Annotated in this window: 17 protein-coding genes; 11 read left to right on the top strand and 6 right to left on the bottom strand. The window is 73.0% G+C overall.

Going from position 1 to position 19,348, the window contains the following annotated elements; genetic code table 11:
- Window positions 1–6: 6 nt before the first annotated feature.
- A complete protein-coding gene (locus ACQF4J_RS09835; RefSeq protein WP_351804509.1) occupies window positions 7–963 on the bottom strand; it encodes an FAD-dependent oxidoreductase in 957 nt (318 codons plus the stop codon).
- 66 nt (window positions 964–1,029) lie between these two features.
- Here ACQF4J_RS09835 and ACQF4J_RS09830 point away from each other — a divergent pair, with 66 nt between their 5' ends.
- The 3 genes from ACQF4J_RS09830 (at window position 1,030) to ACQF4J_RS09820 (ending at window position 6,010) form a co-directional block, all read left to right on the top strand.
- A complete protein-coding gene (locus ACQF4J_RS09830; protein WP_351573257.1) occupies window positions 1,030–2,052 on the top strand; it encodes an oxidoreductase in 1,023 nt (340 codons plus the stop codon).
- A 37-nt stretch (window positions 2,053–2,089) separates the two neighbouring features.
- Window positions 2,090–3,730 (top strand): ABC-F family ATP-binding cassette domain-containing protein, encoded by a 1,641-nt coding sequence (locus ACQF4J_RS09825; RefSeq protein ID WP_351573260.1) that lies wholly within the window; start codon window positions 2,090–2,092, stop codon window positions 3,728–3,730.
- Between the two features lie 129 nt (window positions 3,731–3,859).
- Window positions 3,860–6,010 carry a tetratricopeptide repeat protein gene (locus ACQF4J_RS09820; RefSeq protein WP_427165475.1) on the top strand — a complete coding sequence of 717 codons (2,151 nt, stop codon included), beginning with the start codon at window positions 3,860–3,862 and terminating at the stop codon, window positions 6,008–6,010.
- Between the two features lie 72 nt (window positions 6,011–6,082).
- Here the strand turns inward: ACQF4J_RS09820 and ACQF4J_RS09815 are convergent, their stop codons facing one another.
- Together ACQF4J_RS09815 and ACQF4J_RS09810 are read right to left on the bottom strand one after the other, a co-directional pair.
- Window positions 6,083–8,482, bottom strand: a complete 2,400-nt coding sequence (locus ACQF4J_RS09815) for a Tex family protein (protein WP_351573265.1) — start codon at window positions 8,480–8,482, stop codon at window positions 6,083–6,085.
- 101 nt (window positions 8,483–8,583) lie between these two features.
- The gene (locus ACQF4J_RS09810) at window positions 8,584–8,715 is read right to left on the bottom strand and encodes an LPFR motif small protein (RefSeq protein ID WP_351804505.1); all 132 of its coding nucleotides are present in this window, start codon (window positions 8,713–8,715) and stop codon (window positions 8,584–8,586) included.
- 141 nt (window positions 8,716–8,856) lie between these two features.
- Here ACQF4J_RS09810 and ACQF4J_RS09805 point away from each other — a divergent pair, with 141 nt between their 5' ends.
- Window positions 8,857–9,810 carry a GlxA family transcriptional regulator gene (locus ACQF4J_RS09805; RefSeq protein ID WP_351573271.1) on the top strand — a complete coding sequence of 318 codons (954 nt, stop codon included), beginning with the start codon at window positions 8,857–8,859 and terminating at the stop codon, window positions 9,808–9,810.
- Between the two features lie 42 nt (window positions 9,811–9,852).
- A complete protein-coding gene (locus tag ACQF4J_RS09800) occupies window positions 9,853–10,503 on the top strand; it encodes a DJ-1/PfpI family protein (protein WP_351573280.1) in 651 nt (216 codons plus the stop codon).
- Here the strand turns inward: ACQF4J_RS09800 and ACQF4J_RS09795 are convergent.
- Entirely contained in the window at window positions 10,475–11,230 is a 756-nt protein-coding gene (locus tag ACQF4J_RS09795; RefSeq protein ID WP_351573283.1) for an enoyl-CoA hydratase/isomerase family protein, read from the bottom strand. The genes ACQF4J_RS09800 and ACQF4J_RS09795 overlap by 29 nt on opposite strands.
- A gap of 178 nt (window positions 11,231–11,408) precedes the next feature.
- On the opposite strand from ACQF4J_RS09795, the gene ACQF4J_RS09790 reads away from it, so the two are divergent.
- On the top strand, window positions 11,409–11,918 hold the full coding sequence (locus ACQF4J_RS09790) for an ATP-binding protein (protein ID WP_351804531.1): 510 nt from the start codon (window positions 11,409–11,411) through the stop codon (window positions 11,916–11,918).
- 3 nt (window positions 11,919–11,921) lie between these two features.
- Here ACQF4J_RS09790 and idi read toward each other — a convergent pair whose 3' ends face one another.
- Window positions 11,922–12,515, bottom strand: a complete 594-nt coding sequence (gene idi / locus ACQF4J_RS09785; RefSeq protein WP_351573286.1) for an isopentenyl-diphosphate Delta-isomerase — start codon at window positions 12,513–12,515, stop codon at window positions 11,922–11,924.
- Window positions 12,516–12,813: 298 nt separating this feature from the next.
- Window positions 12,814–13,782 (bottom strand): UDP-glucose 4-epimerase GalE, encoded by a 969-nt coding sequence (gene galE, locus ACQF4J_RS09780; protein ID WP_351573289.1) that lies wholly within the window; start codon window positions 13,780–13,782, stop codon window positions 12,814–12,816.
- Between the two features lie 279 nt (window positions 13,783–14,061).
- On the opposite strand from galE, the gene ACQF4J_RS09775 reads away from it, so the two are divergent.
- Genes ACQF4J_RS09775 through ACQF4J_RS09755 form a run of 5 tightly spaced genes read left to right on the top strand, consistent with a single transcriptional unit; the run spans window position 14,062 to window position 19,288 of the window.
- Window positions 14,062–15,855, top strand: a complete 1,794-nt coding sequence (locus tag ACQF4J_RS09775; RefSeq protein WP_427165474.1) for a DUF5941 domain-containing protein — start codon at window positions 14,062–14,064, stop codon at window positions 15,853–15,855.
- A complete protein-coding gene (locus ACQF4J_RS09770; protein WP_351573295.1) occupies window positions 15,852–16,604 on the top strand; it encodes a phosphocholine cytidylyltransferase family protein in 753 nt (250 codons plus the stop codon). The genes ACQF4J_RS09775 and ACQF4J_RS09770 overlap by 4 nt, the downstream gene beginning before the upstream one ends.
- Window positions 16,592–17,653, top strand: coding sequence for an iron-containing alcohol dehydrogenase family protein (locus ACQF4J_RS09765; protein ID WP_351573298.1), 1,062 nt, complete (start codon window positions 16,592–16,594; stop codon window positions 17,651–17,653). The genes ACQF4J_RS09770 and ACQF4J_RS09765 overlap by 13 nt, the downstream gene beginning before the upstream one ends.
- Entirely contained in the window at window positions 17,631–18,410 is a 780-nt protein-coding gene (locus ACQF4J_RS09760; protein WP_351573301.1) for a CDP-alcohol phosphatidyltransferase family protein, read from the top strand. The genes ACQF4J_RS09765 and ACQF4J_RS09760 overlap by 23 nt, the downstream gene beginning before the upstream one ends.
- 5 nt (window positions 18,411–18,415) lie before the next feature.
- Window positions 18,416–19,288 carry a glycosyltransferase family 2 protein gene (locus ACQF4J_RS09755; RefSeq protein ID WP_351573304.1) on the top strand — a complete coding sequence of 291 codons (873 nt, stop codon included), beginning with the start codon at window positions 18,416–18,418 and terminating at the stop codon, window positions 19,286–19,288.
- Window positions 19,289–19,348 lie beyond the last annotated feature (60 nt).

Here is a 19,348-nt window from a genome sequence, read left to right as displayed (position 1 = left end):
GCGGTGTCAGGCGGCCGGGCCGACCAGCCCGGCCGCCTCCTCCGCGCAGCCCCACGCGACCGTGACCCCGCCCCCGCCGTGCCCGTAGTTGTGCACCAACACCCGCCCGTCCGGCAGCAGTTCGCGCTCCAGCCGTACCGCCTCCCGGGCCGGCCGCAGACCGACCCGATGGGCCAGCACCCGAGCGCCCGCGATCTCGGGCCGCAGCGCCGCACACCGTCGTACGATCGCCTCGGCCACCGCCGGGTCGGGCTCCGTGGACCACACGTCCTCCTCGGCGGTCCCGCCCAGCACCAGCCGCCCGGGCTGCGGGAAGAAGTACGCCATCTCGCCGTCGGCGCCGGTGGAGACGAGCCAGGTGCGAATCCCCGGGTTCTCCACCACGACCAACTGCCCGCGCACGGGACGTACGGCGGCATCCGGCACCAGCTCCCGCGCGCCGAGCCCGGTGCAGTTGACCACGACGGGCGCGTCCGCCTCCGCGAGGCCGCCGACCGCCCGCTCCTCCACCACGCCACCCGCCCGCGCCAACCGCTCCCGCAGCCACGGCAGATGGGCCGCCATGTCGACCAGCGGCAGCCGCGCCCACAGCCCCGAGCCCGCGTACTCCTCGGCCGTCGACACCCTCAGCCCCGGCAGCCGGGCGGCCGCCCACGCCACCTCCTCGTCCAGGGCGGTCTCGCCCATTACGCCTTCGACCATCCGTACGCCGGTCACCTCCGGCCGCGCCGCGAGCTCCTCGTACACGTCCAGCGACCGCAGCGCCCACGCACGAGCCGCCGCGGCCGGCCGGATGCGGTAGGGCCACCACAGCGCGCCCGCCACCACCGAGGTGGTCCGCTCGACCGGATCCCGCGTCCACACCCGCACCCGCAGCCCGCGCTCGGCCAGGACGACGGCGGTCGAGAGCCCGATGACCCCGCCGCCCACCACCACGACATCGTTGTTCGATCCACTCTCCACGCCGGGACCGTAGCGGAATGTCCCATGCCGTGCGCAGACCGCCCCCGCTGCGGGAATACTCACAGCATGTCTGCCGAGTACGCGACCTTCGGCCTGGCACCGGCGATGCGTGCCGGTGGACTCCTGGCCAACGGTGACTACCAGGTGCACCGGGATTTCGTGGACTTCCTCGTCGACGGGCGCCCGCTGCTGTTCCAGCTCTCCGACCTCGACGCCGTCTCCCCGCTCGCCTCCGACGTCCCGCCCGCGATCTTCACCGAGCAGGTCCGCGGCCTGCTCCTGGAGACGGACGCCCCGCTGCCCGACGGCCGGCACGTCATCTACGGCTGTCCCGAGTGCGCCGACCTCGCGTGCGGCGCGGTCACCGCGGTCATCGACCGGGACGGCGAGGACTTCATCTGGCGGGACTTCGCCTGGCAGACCGGCGACCGGGCCGACCTGGAGCTCAACGGCTACCACGGCATAGGGCCGTTCCGGTTCCGCGGCACCGACTACCGTGCCGCGCTGGCCGCCCTCCTCGACGGCGAGACCCCGTCCGCGCGCCGCCGCGTCCTGCTCATCGGCGCCCGCGTCGCCCTCCTCGCCAAGCTCGCCGCAGCCCTGCGCACCATCGGCATCGGCGCCGACATCGCCCACGACGCGCACGGCGTGCCCGCCGACGAACTGCGCGCCTACGGCGCCGTCGCCTTCGGCCGCGCGGTCACCCAGGAGGAACGTGCCGCCGTACGCCGTTCCTTCGAACAGGCCGGACTCGACGTGGCGTACGTCGAGGGGCTCGCCCCGATCGTGCCCCTCCTGGTCGCCCAGATCGAACACGCCCTGGACCGCAGCCCCGCCGAACAGCGCCGCCTCACCCGGCTGGTGGCGGCCGACGGCGAGGCCGGCGTCGAGGTCACCTCGCCGTGCCGGGTGCGTCTGACCGCGTACCGCCTCGACCGCCTGTACCGCACCCACACCCACGAGGTCTTCGACGGCGTCCTCGAACCGGGCCGCCACCGCATCGCCCTGGACGCCAGGGCACGAAAGGGGGAGTCCTACGTCGTGGCCCGGACGGCCGGGAGCGTGCTGGTGGAGGCGATGGCACGCTGACGGCCTGCGCGCCACGGCGGCTAGGATCGGCGATCTGATGACTGCCACTCTCGTCGCCAAGAACCTCGCCGCCGGACACGGCGACCGCGCCCTCTTCTCCGGGCTGGACCTCGTCGTCGCGCCCGGCGACGTGATCGGACTCGTCGGCGCCAACGGCGCGGGCAAGTCCACCCTGCTGAAGATGCTCGCGGGGCTCCTCGCCCCGGAGGAGGGCGAGCTCAGGCTCTCCCCGCCGACGGCGACCGTCGGCCACCTCCCGCAGGAACCGGAGCGCCGCCCCGGCGAGACCGTCCGCGCGTTCCTCGCCCGCCGCACCGGCGTCGCCGAGGCCCAGCGTGAGATGGACGAGGCCACCCAGGCGCTGGTCGACGGCGCGCCCGGCGCCGACGACGCCTACGCGACGAGCCTGGAGCGCTGGCTCGACCTCGGCGGCGCGGACCTGGAGGAGCGGGCCGAGGAGATCACCGACTCCCTTGGCCTCGCCGTCGACCTCGACCAGCCGATGACGTCCCTGTCCGGCGGCCAGGCGGCACGGGCGGGCCTCGCCTCCCTGCTGCTGTCCCGCTACGACGTCTTCCTCCTCGACGAGCCGACCAACGACCTCGACCTGGACGGCCTGGAGCGCCTCGAACGCTTCGTCGGCGGCCTGCGCGCCGGCACCGTCGTCGTCAGCCACGACCGCGAGTTCCTCACCCGCACGGTCACCAAGGTCCTCGAACTCGACCTCGCCCAGCAGCAGATCACTCTCTACGGCGGTGGCTACGCGGCTTACCTGGAAGAACGCGAGGTCGGCCGCCGGCACGCCCGCGAGGACTACGAGGAGTACGCCGACAAGCGCGCCGCCCTCCAGGACCGGGCCCAGATGCAGCGCTCCTGGATGGACAAGGGCGTCAAGAACGCCCGCCGCAAGGCGGCCAACGACAACGACAAGATCGGCCGCAAGTTCCGCAGCGAGGCCAGCGAGAAGCAGGCGGCGAAGGCCCGCCAGACCCAGCGCATGATCGAACGTCTCGAGGTCGTCGACGAGCCCCGCAAGGAGTGGGAACTGCGCATGGAGATCGCGTCGGCCCCCCGCTCGGGAGCCGTCGTGGCCACCCTGCGCGACGCCGAGGTACGACGCGGCGGCTTCACCCTCGGCCCGGTCTCCCTGCAGATCGACTGGGCGGACCGGGTCGCGGTGACCGGCGCCAACGGCGCGGGCAAGTCCACCCTGCTCGCCGCCCTGCTCGGCCGCGTCCCCCTCGACGCGGGCACGGCCGCCCTCGGCCCCGGCGTCCTGGTCGGCGAGGTCGACCAGGCCCGCAAGCTGTTCCTCGGCACCGAGTCCCTGCTGGACGCGTTCTGCGCCGCCGTACCCGACACCGAGCCGGTCGAGGTCCGCACCCTGCTGGCCAAGTTCGGCCTGAAGTCGGACCACGTCCTGCGCCCGGCGGCGACCCTGTCACCCGGCGAACGCACCCGCGCCGCCCTCGCGCTGCTCCAGGGCCGCGGCGTCAACCTGCTCGTCCTGGACGAGCCGACCAACCACCTCGACCTGCCGGCCATCGAGCAACTGGAGTCCGCCCTCGACTCCTACGAGGGCACCCTCCTCCTCGTCACCCACGACCGCCGCATGCTGGACGCGGTCCACGTCACCCGCCGACTGGAGGTCGCGGACGGCAAGGTGACCGAGCGCTGAGGTGCCCGCGAGCCCGGACGCGCACCGAAATCGCCGGATCACATACCGTCGTGGTGCGGTATGCCCTACCGTATGGCGCCATGCCACGGACGTTTGGCGCCGTCCGGGCCACCACGGGGGGAGGGGCGGGTGGAGGCAGGGCAGGAGCGGTCGGGGGAACCGGTCAGGTATCAGGACCACGTCGACCTCCGCGGCGGTCACTTCCATGGGCCCGTCACGGTCGGCGCCGCGTGCGAGCACACCCCGTACGAGCCGACGGTGCTGTCCGCCCTGCCGGCCGCACCCGCGGGGTTCACCGGCCGTGACCGCGAACTGTCGGCGCTCCTGGACGGGTTACGGCCGCCCGACGGGCCGCCCGAAACCGACGCGGCCGCCCTGTGGGCCGTGACCGGACTGGGGGGCATGGGCAAGACGGCACTCGCCCTGGAGGCCGCGCACATCGCCCGGCGCAGCCGCTGGTTCGCGGGCGGCACCCTCTTCCTCGACCTCGCCGGCTACGACGAGAACCCCCTCACCCCCGAGCAGGCCGTCGCCTCCCTTCTGTACGCCCTCGGCGTCGGCGGCGCGCACCTGCCCTCGGACGAGATCGACCAGCACGCCCTGTACCGCAGCCGCCTGACCACCCTCGCCGACCAGGGGCGAAGGGTCCTGCTGCTGTTCGACAACGTCTGCGACCCCGGCCAGCTCCCGCCGCTGCTGCCGGGCAGCGCGGAGCACCGCGTGCTCTTCACCTCACGGGAGTCGCATCCTTCGCTGCCGGCCCGGGAGCTGTCGCTCGGTCCGCTGTGCCCGCGGGACTCCGCCGACCTGGTCACCAAGGCGCTGAGCCTGCGGGAACCGGAGGACGGCCGGTCCCCGAGGGACGCCGCGTCCCTGCGCGAACTGACCGGACTGTGCGGCCACATGCCGCTGGCCCTGCAGATAGCCGCCGCCGTGCTGCGCCACCGCGGGTCGAGCGCCGGCATGGGGTCCCTGCTCGCGGAACTCCGCTCGTCGACGTCCCGCACCGACGCGCTGCGCAGCCGGGGCGTCGACCAGTACGGCAGACCACTGGCCCTGGCACCGGTCTTCGAGGCCTGTCTGCGCCGGCTGCCCGCCGACCGCATCCGGGCCCTGTGCCTGCTGGCACAGGTGCCGTGCGCGGACTACGACACCGACACCGCGGCCGAGATCGCCGCACTGCCGCGCGCGGCCGCCCTGGACCTGCTCGCCGACCTCGCCTGGGCCCATCTGGTGACCCGGGAGCAGCCCGGCGACCCGCCCCGGGACCGCTGGAGCATCCACGACCTCGTCCGCAGCTACGCCGGCGCCCTCGGGGAGTCCGACCCGCGCCTCGCGGCCGAGGCGGCCGGCGCGCGCACCCGGGCGCGGCGCCACCTGTGCAGGCTGGCCGCGCTCGCCGACCGCAACTTCCCCGCCCCGGTGCACGATCCGTCCCCGGCCGCCACCGCCCGCCGCAACGCCGCCCTGGCCTGGTTCGACAGCGAGCACGCGAACCTGGTGGCCGTCGTGCAGGCGCCGGACCGGCAGGACGCGGAGACGCGGCTGGCCCTGGGCCTGCACCTGGCCGGATACCTGCGCTGGCGCCGCTTCTACGAGGACTGGATCGCCGTCGGCCGTACGGCACGGTCCCTCGCGCACGAACTGGGCGACGAGCGCGCCGAGGCCGCCGCCTGCAACCACCTCGGCAACGCCCTGTCCCGCGGAGGGCGGCCCGCCGAGGCGGTGGAGCCGCTGACCCGCGCCGCCCTGCTCTTCGCCCGCGTGGCGGACCCCACGGGCGAGGGCATGGCCTGGAACAACCTGGGCCTGGCGTACCGCAGGTCCGGCGACCTGGAGCGGTCGTTGGCCATCCACCGGCGGGCCCGGGACCGGTTCCAGGCTCTCGGCGACCGCTGGAACGAGGGCCGTGCCCAGCACAACATCGGACTGGTCCTGGACGAGGTGGGCCGGCCCGCCGAGGCGGCCGCCGCCTTCCGTCTCGCCTGCGACCTCCACCGCCGGCGTGACCGCATCTACTACGGCGACTCCCTCAACAGCCTGGGCTGGGCCCTGTACACGGTGGGTGAGACCACCGAGGCGATCACGGTGCTGGAGAAGTCGCTGCAGGTCCGCCGGCAGGACGACAACTGGTACGCGACCGGGATGACGGCAGCCAACCTGGCCCTCGCCCTGGAGTCCGCGGGCCGGCACACCGAGGCGACCGAGGCGCGGGACGTGGCCCAGGAGGCGTGCGCCCGCGTGGGAACCCAGGCGTTGGTCTACGGGCATGTCCACTGACCCGTCCGGCCCCATCGCCGCCCGTCCGCGTCCGGACGCGGGCCGGAGCCGCCCGGCCCCGGCCCGCCGCGGTCAGCGCTTCTTCTGGTCCAGCAGCCCGGCCCGCCGCAGGGCGTCGGCCATCGCGCTGTTGGCCGGAGGCGTGGCCTGGCGCCCGCCGCCGCCCTGACGCCCGCCGCCGCCCTGGCGCTGCTGCTGTTGCCGCTGCTGCTGTTGCCGCGGCTGAGGCGGACGCCCGCCGCGCTGCCGGCGCTCGCCGCCGCCCTGCTGATCCTGCGGCGCGGCCTCGTCGTCGAGCCGCAGCGTCAGCGAGATCCGCTTGCGCGGGATGTCGACGTCCAGCACCTTCACCTTGACGATGTCGCCGGGCTTCACCACGTCCCGCGGGTCCTTGACGAACGTCTTCGACATCGCCGAGACGTGCACCAGGCCGTCCTGGTGCACACCGACGTCCACGAACGCCCCGAACGCGGCCACGTTGGTGACCACGCCCTCCAGGACCATCCCCGAGGCGAGGTCGGAGATCTTCTCGACGCCCTCCTTGAAGGTGGCCGTCTTGAACGCGGGCCGAGGGTCGCGCCCCGGCTTCTCCAGCTCCTTGAGGATGTCGGTGACGGTCGGCAGTCCGAACGTCTCGTCCACGAAGTCGTCCGGCCGCAGCGAGCGCAGCACGCCCGTGTTGCCGATGAGGGACGCGACCTCCTGCCCAGAGGTCTTCACCATGCGCCGCACGACCGGGTACGCCTCCGGGTGCACGCTGGAGGCGTCGAGCGGGTCGTGGCCGCCGCGGATGCGCAGGAAGCCCGCGCACTGCTCGTACGCCTTGGGGCCGAGCCGGGCCACCTTCTTCAGCTCCGTACGGGACGTGAACGGCCCGTTGGAGTCGCGGTGCGCGACGATGTTCTCGGCGAGGCCGGAGGTGATGCCGGAGACCCGCGCGAGCAGCGGCGCCGAGGCCGTGTTGACGTCGACACCCACGCCGTTCACACAGTCCTCCACCACCGCGTCCAGCGAGCGCGACAGCTTCACCTCGGACAGGTCGTGCTGGTACTGGCCGACACCGATCGACTTGGGGTCGATCTTCACCAGCTCGGCGAGCGGGTCCTGCAGCCGGCGCGCGATCGACACGGCGCCGCGCAGCGACACGTCCATGTCGGGCAGCTCCTGGGAGGCGAACGCGGACGCCGAGTACACGGAGGCCCCGGCCTCGGAGACCATCACCTTGGTGAGCTTCAACTCGGGGTGCTTGGTGATGAGTTCACCGGCGAGCTTGTCGGTCTCGCGGGACGCCGTGCCGTTGCCGATCGCGATCAGCTCGACGGCGTGCTCCTTGGCCAGCCGGGCCAGCTTGGCGATGGCCTCGTCCCACTTGTTGGCCGGTACGTGCGGGTGGATGACGTCCGTCGCGACCACCTTGCCGGTCGCGTCGACCACGGCGACCTTGACGCCCGTGCGGAACCCGGGGTCGAGGCCCAGCGTGGCGCGCGTGCCGGCCGGGGCGGCGAGCAGCAGGTCGCGCAGGTTGGCGGCGAACACCTGGACGGCGTCGTCCTCGGCGGCCGTCCGCAGCCGCAGCCTGAGATCGATGCCGAGGTGGACGAGGATGCGGGTGCGCCAGGCCCAACGGACCGTGTCCGTCAGCCACTTGTCGGCGGGCCGGCCCCGGTCGGCGATCGCGAACCTGGACGCGACGATCCCCTCGTACGAGGAGGGCCCGTCGGTCGGCTCCTCCGGCTCCAGGACGAGGTCGAGGACCTCCTCCTTCTCGCCGCGCAGCATCGCGAGGACACGGTGCGAGGGCAGCTCGGTGAACGGCTCGGTGAAGTCGAAGTAGTCGGCGAACTTGGCGCCCGCCTCCTCCTTGCCGTCGCGCACCTTGGCGGCGAGCCGCCCGCGCACCCACATGCGCTCGCGCAGCTCGCCGATGAGGTCGGCGTCCTCCGCGAACCGCTCGGTCAGGATCGCCCGGGCGCCGTCGAGGGCGGCCTGCGGGTCGGCGACCCCCTTGTCGGCGTCGACGAACGCGGCCGCCGCGGCGAGGGGCTCGACCGTCGGGTCGCTCAACAGCCCCTCGGCCAGCGGCTCCAGGCCCGCCTCACGCGCGATCTGCGCCTTGGTGCGCCGCTTCGGTTTGAACGGCAGGTAGATGTCCTCCAGGCGGGCCTTGGTCTCCGCGCCCCGGATCCGCGCCTCCAGTTCCTCGGTGAGCTTGCCCTGCTCGCGCACCGAGTCGAGGATCGCGGTCCGCCGCTCCTCCAGCTCCCGCAGGTAGCGCAGCCGCTCCTCGAGCGTGCGCAGCTGCGCGTCGTCGAGCATCTCGGTCGCTTCCTTGCGGTAGCGGGCGATGAAGGGCACCGTCGAACCGCCGTCGAGCAGCTCCACGGCAGCCCTGACCTGCCGCTCCCGTACGCCGAGCTCCTCGGCGATCCTGCCTTCGATGGACCCTGCTGCCAGGGACCCGGGTGTGGTCACGATCCCGTACCGCCTTCTCACTGAGGTTGCGCGGCAATTGTGGCAGGTGGCACCGACACTCGGGGATCAGGGCGGCCTCGGCGGGCCGGGACGCGCGGGAGTCAGGTCCGGTGACCGCGTGCGGAACCGGAGGCTCCGCCGAAGAGCCGGGCCAGGGCCCGGAAGGGCAGCGTCACGACGGTGGCGATCGCGCCACCGATCTGGCGCAGTACGTCGGCTATCGCACGGAACACGGAACTTCCCCTTTCCTCTCCCGGCCGCGACGACCGGGAGCGTCCGGGTACCCCGGCGTGCGCGGATTCCACCTCGGCATGGCAGGAAAGGTGGGGTGCTCGTCATTGCGGCCATCACGTGGGGCGCCAAGGATGGAGGACATGCGAACCGTGCTGGTCGTCCTCTTCGACGACGTGCAGAGCCTCGACGTCTCGGGCCCGGTGGAGGTCTTCAACGGCGCCGAGCGGCACCGCCCGGGGACCTACCGGATCCGCACCGTGACCGCGGACGGCGGGCCGGCGCGCACCTCCAGCGGCCTCACCCTCGTCCCCGACCACTCCTTCGCCGACGCGCCGTCCGCGCACACCCTGCTGGTCCCGGGCGGCGAGGGCACCAGGCGGCCCGATCCGGGCCTGGTGGACTGGCTGCGCGAGCACGGCCCCCGGGCCGAACGGCTGGTCTCCGTGTGCAGCGGCGCGCTGCTGCTCGCCGAGGCGGGCCTGCTGGACGGCCGCCGGGTCACCAGCCACTGGTCGGTGTGCGCCCGGCTCGCCCGCGACCACCCGTCCGTGGAGGTCGACCCGGACCCCATCTACGTCCGCGACGGGAACCTCGCCACCTCGGCCGGCGTCACCTCCGGCATCGACCTCGCGCTCGCGCTCGTCGAGGAGGACACGGGCCGGGACATCGCCCTGTCCGTCGCCCGGCACCTGGTGGTCTTCCTGCGACGTCCCGGGAACCAGGCCCAGTTCAGCGCCCAGCTCACCGCACAGACCGCCCGGCGCGAGCCGCTGCGCGAGGTCCAGCAGTGGATCAGCGAGCACCCGGGAGCCGATCTGTCGGTCGAGGCGCTGGCCGCCCGCGCCCGCCTCTCGCCCCGCCACTTCGCCCGCGCCTTCCAGACCGAGACCGGCATGACGCCCGGCCGCTACGTCGACCGCGTCCGCCTCGAGCACGCCCGGCGCCTGCTGGAGGACACCGCGGACGGCGTCGAGGAGATCTCCCGCACCTGCGGCTACGGCACTCCGGAGGCGATGCGCCGCGCCTTCGTCCGGACCCTCGGCACCGCGCCCGCCGAGTACCGGCGCAGATTCCGCCCCGCGCCCGCCCACTGACCACTCACCGAACCCACCGAACCGACCCGCCAAGGGGGAACCATGCAGATCGCGATCGTCCTCTACGACGGCTTCACCGCTCTCGACGCCGTGGGGCCGTACGAGACACTGGGCCGGCTGCCCGACTCCGAGACCGTGTTCGTCGCCGAACGCACCGGCCCCGTCCGCACCGACAGTGCCGCCCTGGCGCTCACCGCCGACCGCACCCTGGCCGAAGTACCGCGCCCCGACGTGGTGGTCGTGCCCGGCGGCCCCGGGCAGAGCGGGCAGATGGACAACGAGGCGCTGCTCGGCTGGATCCGCGCCGCGGACGTCACCAGCACCTGGACGACGTCGGTGTGCACCGGCTCCCTGCTGCTGGCCGCCGCGGGCCTGCTTCAGGGCCGCCGGGCCACCTCGCACTGGCTGGCCCTCGACGAGCTGAAGCGGTTCGGCGCCGAGCCGACGGGGGAGCGGGTCGTGACCGACGGCAAGTACGTCACCGCCGCCGGGGTGTCGTCGGGCATCGACATGGGGCTCGCCCTGGTGGGACGGATCTCCGGCGACTTCGTGGCCCAGGCCGTACAGCTGGGCATCGAGTACGACCCGCGGCCGCCCTACGACGCGGGGGCCCCGGAGAAGGCGCCCGCGGAGGTCGTGGAGCTGCTGCGCTCGCGCAGCCGGTTCATCCTCGGCCGGGAAGAGCCCAGGTGAACCGCGGCGGGCGGCGCTCCAGGAAGGCGGCGACCCCCTCGGCGGTGTCCCCGCCGGCGCGCATCTGCTCCGTCCAGTGGGCGTCCCGGTCGGTGCGGCCGTCGGCGAACTCCTTGGCGGCGGCCTGGGTGAGCTGGGAGCGGGACACCAGGATCCGGGTGAACTCCGCTACGCGCTTGGTGAGTTCGCCCTCGGGCAGCACCTCGTCCACCAGGCCGGTGCGCAGCGCCCGCCCGGCGTCGATCAACTCGCCGGAGAACAGCAGGTACTTGGCGGCGGCCGGTCCCACCAGCGACACCAGACGGCGGGTGGAGGAGGCCGGGTAGACGATGCCGAGCTTCGCCGGCGTCACCCCGAACAGCGCGCCCTCCTCGGCGAACCGCAGATCACAGGCCGCGGCCAGCTGCGACCCGCCGCCCACGCAGTGCCCCCGGATCGCGGCCAGTGTCGGCTTGGGGAAGGCGGCCAGCGCCTCCTCGGCCCGCACCGCCAGCCCCTGCGCCTCCTCCGGCGATTCGCGCAGGGTGGAGATGTCGGCGCCGGCGCAGAACGTCCCGCCCTCCCCGGTCAGCACCAGGGCCCGCACGTCCGGGTCCGCGGCGAGGTCGTCGAGCAGCGGCGGCAGGGCCGCCCACATCGCGGCCGTCATGGCGTTGCGCTTGGCCGGATGGTGGATGACGACGGTGGCGACCGCGTCGGTCACGCCGTGCAGCAGCTGGGACTCCATGGGCCGGATGCTAACCGCCACGTCCGACCGGGACGGTCGCGGGTGAACTCATATCGCACAAAAAGGGGTCACAAGTGCTCGATACTCGCTGACTTCTGTTCAGTCATCCGGGTGGCGGCGGGCCGTTACCAACACTCGACGTGTGGTGACAATCGAGCGCAAGGGTGGCGACCGGACGATGGACAACCACGGGCGCGGGTCAGGCTCGCGCCCAGAGGACGAGGGGCAGGACCCCCTCGATCCCGGGCCGCCGGATCCGCTGCCGTACGAAGGCGTCTGGCGGTTCACCGCTCCCGCCGTCGACGCCTCGGTCCCGCAGGCGCGGCACGCCGTACGGGACCTGCTGTACCGCCAGGGCGTGCCCGTCTCCGACGACCTGGTGCACGGCCTGCTGCTGATCGTCTCGGAGCTGGCCACGAACGCGGTCAAGCACGCGGCGCTGCTGTCGCCGATGCTCGCCGTGGAGGTCGCCGTCGGCGCCGAGTGGGTGCGGGTGTCCGTGGAGGACAACCACCCCTACCGCCCCACCGCCCTGGAGGCCGACCACGGGGGCGAGGGCGGCCGGGGGCTGCTCCTCGTCGCCGAGGTCACCCGGGAGGCGGGCGGGGTGTGCGACGTCGCGCACACGGCGAGCGGCGGCAAGGTGATCTGGGCCGCCCTGCCGCTCAAACCCGTGCGCGTGCCGTGACGCTCACCACCCGGCCGACGGGCCCGTCAGCTCCCGGACCGCCGGACGGGCGGCGTCCAGCACGGTCATGAACCAGGCCGAGAAGGTGTCCTTCCCGTGCCGCTCGGCGAGCTCGGCGGGGGTCACGAAGGCGGTCGCGCCGACCTCCTCCGGGTCGGGCCGCAGCGGGGACTGCACCATGCCGACGAAGAGGTGGTTGTACTCCTGCTCCACCAGGCCCGAGTCCGGGTCCGGGTGGTTGTAGCGGACCGTGCCCGCCTCGGCGAGCAGCGACGGCGAGACGCCCAGCTCTTCGAACGTCCGTCTTGCCGCCGCCGCGAAGGGTGCCTCGCCGGGGTAGGGGTGGCCGCAGCAGGTGTTGGACCACACACCGGGGGAGTGGTACTTGCCCAGGGCCCGCTGCTGCAGCAGCAGCCGGCCGTGCTCGTCGAAGAGGAAGACGGAGAAGGCCCGGTGCAGCCGGCCCGGCGGCTGGTGGGCGGCGAGCTTCTCCGCGGTGCCGATCGTGACGCCGTCCTCGTCGACCAGTTCCAGCAGAATCGCGTCTGAGGTGCCGTTCGACGGACTGTGCGTCGCGGTGGCAGGTGTGATCGGCATACCCATCCTTCGCATCGGTCTTCGCGCCCCAAGTGTGCCGCACGAATCCGGCACTCCCGGCACTTCGCGGCGCGACCGCATGTCCCGCGCGCGGCGCGGACCACGGCCGTACACCGGTCGGACGCCGGAAGGGGCCCGGTGGTTGATCGTGCCCGGCGCGGTCGACGGGGAACCGTCCGGGCGGGGCTGTGCACTCCAAGGACGCTCACGCGCGCCGGATCGCTGCATTCCGCCCCCGGGGCGTCCCACCGGCCTCGACGGCACCGTTTCGCCTCGTGCCCGGCGTGCCCGCCCGAGTTCATCCGGAGTGGGAGCGCAGCCAGCCCTGCCAGGCCGACTCGACCATCTCCCGCACCCCGCGCCGGGCCGTCCAGCCGAGCTCCTCGGCGGCCCGCGCGGCGGAGGCGACAGCGCGCGGCGCGTCCCCGGGACGGCGCCCCTCCACGACCGGCGCGCGGCGGTCGCCGGTCACCTCGCCGATGACCGTGATCAGTTCGCGTACGGAGACGCCCTCGCCCCGGCCGATGTTGACCGTCAGGTCGCCGCCCGCGCGCGCGTCCAGCGTCCGCGCCGCCGCGAGATGGGCCTCGGCCAGGTCGGCGACATGGATGTAGTCCCGCACGCAGGTGCCGTCCGGCGTCGGATAGTCGTCGCCGAAGATCCTCGGGGCCTCGCCGCGGGTGAGCCGGTCGAAGACCATCGGGACGATGTTGAACACGCCCGTGTCGGCCAGCTCGGGCGCGCCCGCGCCCGCCACGTTGAAGTAGCGCAGGCACACCGTCGCGATGCCGTGCGCCCGCCCGGCCGCCCGGACCAGCCACTCGTCGGCCAGCTTGGTCTCGCCGTACGGGTTCACCGGCAGGCAGGGCGTGGTCTCCGTGATCAGGTCGACGTCGGGGTTGCCGTACACCGCCGCCGAGGAGGAGAACAGGAACCGTCCGATCCCGGCCCCGGCAACCGCCTCCAGCAGGGTCGCGAGACCGCCCACGTTCTCCCGGTAGTAACGGGTGGGCTGCGCCACCGACTCGGCGACCTGCTTGCGCGCGGCGAGATGGACGACGCCCGTCACGTCGTACTCGGCGAACACCCGCTTCAGCAGCTGCCCGTCGTACGCCGAACCCTCGACGAGCGGCACGGCGGCCGGCAGCCGCTCGGGGAACCCGGTCGAGAGGTCGTCCAGCGCGACGACCCCTTCCCCGGCGTCGGCCATGAGCCGCGCCACATGGGCCCCGATGTATCCCGCTCCGCCTGTGATCAGCCATGTCATGGTCGTCCACCCTATGTCGGCACCGGCGGGCGATCCCCAATGTCCCGGGATGCCTGATCTGCCCCGCGCGGTTTGTGGGCGGGCCCCCGCATCACCGATGATGATCGCGGCAAAGGCCGGTGGAGACGGTGTTGATCGGCCCGTGAACGGGCGGTGAACGGCGCTCTCCGGGCATCCGATAGCCTCTGCCGACATGCCGCCCGCCTGGTGCAGCCAAGGGGCGCCCCCACCGTGCACATGACCGGCGCCCGCGCGTCGGCACCCAGGGAGTGAGTTCGGTTGTCGACCGCCATCCTCACCGGTCAGCCGGTCCCCGGATCGTCGATCGAGGGCGATCTGCGGTCCCTCGGCTTCGAGGTCCGGATCGCCTCCGACGCCGCAGACGCCGAGACCCTGCTCGCCCAGGTGCCCGGCGGCGCGCGGGTCGCCGTCGTCGACCCGCGCTTCGTCGGCCACCCGCACGCCCTGCGCCTCGGCCTCACCGACCCGCGCTTCGACCTCGCCGCGATCCCGGGCGCGGTCACCGCGCAACCGGCCGGCCGGCAGGCGCTGACCCGCGCGATGGCCCGGGAGAACTCCCTCGGCGGCGGTACGGCGCTCGCCGTGGACAGCCTGGCCGACCGCATCGTCGCCGTCCTGGACGCGGACGGCGCCGGCGTGCACCACCCCGAACTCGGCAGCCTGGTCGCCGCCGTCCCCGCCGACCCGCAGGCCCGCAACGAGGCACGGCAGGCCGTCGCCGACGTCGACGACGAGGCCGTACGCCTGAAGTCCGCCGTGAAGTCCCGCGACGGCTTCTTCACCACGTTCTTCATCAGCCCCTACTCCCGCTACATCGCCCGCTGGTGCGCCCGCCGCGGTCTGACCCCCAACCAGGTCACCACCGCCTCCCTGCTCACCGCGCTGATCGCGGCGGGCTGCGCGGCCACCGGCACCCGGATCGGCTTCGTGGCCGCCGGCGTCCTGCTGATCGCTTCCTTCGTACTGGACTGCACCGACGGCCAGTTGGCCCGCTACTCGCTGCAGTACTCCACGCTGGGCGCCTGGCTGGACGCCACCTTCGACCGGGCCAAGGAGTACGCGTACTACGCGGGCCTCGCGCTCGGAGCGGCCCGTGGCGGCGACGACGTATGGGCGCTGGCCCTCGGCGCGATGGTCCTGCAGACCTGCCGGCACGTCGTCGACTTCTCCTTCAACGAGGCCAACCACGACGCGACGGCCAACACCAGCCCCACCGCGGCCCTTTCGGACAAACTGGACAGCGTCGGCTGGACGGTGTGGGTACGGCGCATGATCGTGCTGCCGATCGGCGAGCGCTGGGCGATGATCGCGGTGCTCACGGCGGTCACCACGCCCCGGATCACCTTCTACGTCCTGCTCGTCGGCTGCGCGTTCGCCGCGACGTACACGACGGCGGGCCGCGTCCTGCGCTCGCTGACCCGCAAGGCACAGCGCACCGACCGGGCGGCGCAGGCGCTGGCGGACCTGGCGGACAGCGGGCCGCTCGTCGAGCTGCTGACGCGGGTGTCGCGCGGACGGGTCCGCTTCACGGCGCCCGTGAGCGCTGCCGTCGGAGGCCTCCTCGTGGCGGGCGCCGCAGCGCTCTGGGGCGCCGGCTGGCAGACCGTGACGGGGGCGATCGGCTACACCCTGCTGGCCGCCGTCGCCGTCGCTCGCCCCCTCAAGGGCCCCCTCGACTGGCTGATCCCCCCGCTGTTCCGCGCCGCCGAATACGGCACCGTCCTGATCCTGGCGGCCGACGCGGACGTGAACGGGGCCCTTCCAGCGGCTTTCGGCCTGGTGGCGGCCGTCGCCTACCATCACTACGACACGGTGTACCGCATCCGCGGCGACGCCGGAGCGCCCCCGGCCTGGCTGACGCGGGCCATCGGGGGGCATGAAGGACGGACGCTGCTCGTCACCGTCCTGGCCGCCGCGCTCACCGCTTCGCAGTTCAAGGTCGCGCTCACGGTCCTCGCCGTGGCCGTCGCCCTGGTGGTGCTCGTCGAGAGCATCCGCTTCTGGGTGTCCTCCGGGGCCCCCGCCGTACACGATGAAGGAGAACCCGCATGATCGGCCTCGTGCTGGCGGCCGGCGCCGGACGGCGTCTGCGCCCCTACACCGACAGCCTTCCCAAGGCGCTGGTGCCGGTGGGGCCCGCGGGCATAGAGGGTGAACCCACGGTTCTGGACCTGACCCTCGGCAACTTCGCCGAGATCGGGCTGACCGAGGTCGCGGTCATCGTCGGCTACCGCAAGGAGGCCGTGTACGAGCGCAAGGCGGCGCTGGAGGCGAAGTACGGCCTCAAGCTCACCCTCATCGACAACGACAAGGCCGAGGAGTGGAACAACGCCTACTCCCTGTGGTGCGGCCGTGACGCCCTCAAGGACGGCGTGATCCTCGCCAACGGCGACACCGTCCACCCGGTCTCCGTCGAGAAGACGCTGCTCGCCGCCCGCGGCGAGGGCCGTCGCATCATCCTCGCCCTGGACACGGTCAAGCACCTCGCCGACGAGGAGATGAAGGTCGTCGTCGACCCCGCGAAGGGCATGACGAAGATCACCAAGCTGATGGACCCGGCCGAGGCCACCGGCGAGTACATCGGCGTGACGCTCATCGAGGGCGACGCCGCCCCCGAGCTGGCCGACGCCCTGAAGGCGGTCTGGGAGACCGACCCGCAGCAGTTCTACGAGCACGGGTACCAGGAGCTTGTGAACCGCGGCTTCCGCATCGACGTGGCGCCGATCGGCGACGTCGACTGGGTCGAGATCGACAACCACGACGATCTCGCCCGGGGACGGGAGATCGCATGCCACTACTGACCCGGCTGATTCCCTCGCCGCTCGTCGTGGACATCCGCCCGGGTGCCCTCGACGACCTCGCGGGTGTGCTCGCCGACGAGCGCATCTCGACCTCGGGCCGGCTCGCCGTCGCCGTCAGCGGCGGCTCCGGCGCCCGGCTGCGGGCCCGGTTGGAACCGACGCTGCCCGGCGCCACCTGGTACGAGGTCGGCGGCGGCACCCTCGACGACGCCGTACGGCTGGCCGGCGAGATAAAGGCCGGCCACTACGACGCGGTCGTGGGCCTCGGCGGCGGCAAGATCATCGACTGTGCCAAGTTCGCCGCGGCACGCGTCGGCCTGCCTCTGGTCGCCGTACCGACGAACCTCGCGCACGACGGCCTGTGCTCGCCGGTCGCCACCCTCGACAACGACGCGGGCCGCGGCTCGTACGGCGTGCCGAACCCGATCGCCGTCGTCATCGACCTGGACGTCATCCGTGAGGCACCGGCGCGGTTCGTGCGGGCGGGCATCGGCGACGCGATCTCCAACATCAACTCGATCGCGGACTGGGAGCTCTCCAACCGCGTCACCGGCGAGAAGATCGACGGTCTCGCCTCCGCCATGGCCCGTCAGGCGGGCGAGGCGGTGCTGCGGCACCCGGGTGGCATCGGGGACAGCGACTTCCTCCAGGTGCTCGCCGAGGCGCTGGTCCTCACCGGCGTCGCGATGTCGATCTCCGGCGACTCGCGTCCCGCCTCGGGCTCCTGCCACGAGATCAACCACGCCTTCGACCTGCTCTACCCCAAGCGCGCCGCGAGCCACGGCGAGCAGTGCGGCCTCGGTGCCGCCTTCGCGATGTACCTGCGCGGCGCCCACGAGGAGTCGGTCTACATGGCCGAGGTGCTGCGCAGGCACGGGCTTCCGGTGCTGCCGGAGGAGATCGGCTTCACGGCGGACGAGTTCGTCCGTGCCGTGGCGTTCGCCCCGGAGACCAGGCCCGGCCGCTACACGATCCTCGAACACCTCGACCTCAAGCCCGACCAGATCAAGGACATCTACGCCGACTATGTCAAGGCCATCGGTAGCTGAACTCCGTCCGGTCGTCCACCCCGCGGGGGTGAAGGACCGGCGCAGCGGTGAGCACTGGATGGGACGCCTCTACATGCGTGAGGTGTCCCTGCGGGTCGACCGCTACCTGGTGAACACCAGGGTCACGCCCAACCAGCTCACGTACCTGATGACCGTCTTCGGCGTGCTCGCGGCCCCGGCACTGCTCGTGCCGGGGATCCCGGGCGCCGTGCTCGGCGTCGTCTGCGTCCAGATGTACCTGCTCCTGGACTGCGTCGACGGCGAGATCGCGCGCTGGAAGAAGCAGTACTCGCTCAACGGCGTCTACCTGGACCGGGTCGGCGCCTACCTCACCGACGCCGCCGTGCTCGTCGGCTTCGGCCTGCGCGCCGCCGACGTGTGGGGCAGCGGCCGTGTCGACTGGCTGTGGGCGTTCCTCGGCACCCTCGCCGCGCTCGGCGCGATCCTGATCAAGGCCGAGACCGACCTGGTCGGCGTCGCCCGGCACCAGGCGGGCAAGCCCCCGGTGCAGGAGGCCGCCGCCGAGATGCGCTCCTCCGGCATGGCCGTGGCACGCAGGGCCGCGGCGATGCTGAAGTTCCACCGGCTCATCCTCGGCATCGAGGCGTCCCTGCTGATCCTGGTGCTGGCGATCGCCGACCAGGCGCGCGGCGACCTGTTCTTCACCCGGCTCGGCGTGGCCGTCCTGGCCGGCATCGCCCTGCTGCAGACCCTCCTGCACCTCGTGTCCATCCTCGCCTCCAGCAGGCTGAAGTGAGCGGCATGAAGGTCGGTGCGGTGATCATCACCATGGGCAACCGCCCCGACGAGCTCCGCGCCCTGCTCGACTCGGTCGCCAAGCAGGACGGCGACCGCGTCGAGGTGGTCGTGGTCGGCAACGGCTCGCCCGTCCCGGACGTCCCCGAGGGCGTCCGCACGATCGAGCTGCCAGAGAACCTCGGCATCCCAGGCGGCCGCAACGTCGGCATCGAGGCCTTCGGCCCCAGCGGCCGCGACGTCGACATATTGATGTTCCTCGACGACGACGGCCTGCTGGCGAACCACGACACCGCCGAGCTGTGCCGCCGGGCCTTCGAGGCCGACCCCCGGCTCGGCATCATCAGCTTCCGCATCGCCGACCCGGACACCGGCGTCACCCAGCGCCGCCACGTGCCGCGCCTCAACGCCAAGGACCCGATGCGCTCGTCCCGGGTCACCACCTTCCTCGGCGGCGCCAACGCCGTACGCACCCAGGTCTTCGCCGAAGTCGGCTGCCTGCCGGACGAATTCTTCTACGCGCACGAGGAAACCGACCTGGCATGGCGGGCCCTCGACGCGGGCTGGATGATCGACTACCGGTCCGACATGGTGCTGTTCCACCCCACGACCGCGCCCTCGCGGCACGCGGTCTACCACCGCATGGTCGCCCGCAACCGTGTCTGGCTGGCCCGCCGCAACCTCCCCGCGCCCCTGGTCCCGGTCTACCTCGGGGTCTGGTTGCTGCTCACCCTCGTCCGCCGCCCCTCGCGGCCCGCCCTGAAGGCGTGGTTCGGCGGGTTCCGGGAAGGCTGGACCACCGCGTGCGGGCCGCGCAGGCCCATGAAGTGGCGTACCGTGTGGCGGCTGACCCGACTGGGCCGGCCCCCTGTGATCTGACAAGCTCGTTCCTGTGACCCCTCGGCCCCACCAAGGGCCCCAGGTTCCATGCCATGCCCG

The sequence above is a fragment of the Streptomyces sp. C1-1 genome, from assembly GCF_050214755.1.
GTDB lineage: Bacteria > Actinomycetota > Actinomycetes > Streptomycetales > Streptomycetaceae > Streptomyces.
Note: the sequence above shows the minus strand (reverse complement) of the source record. Positions and strands in the feature narration are given on the sequence as shown.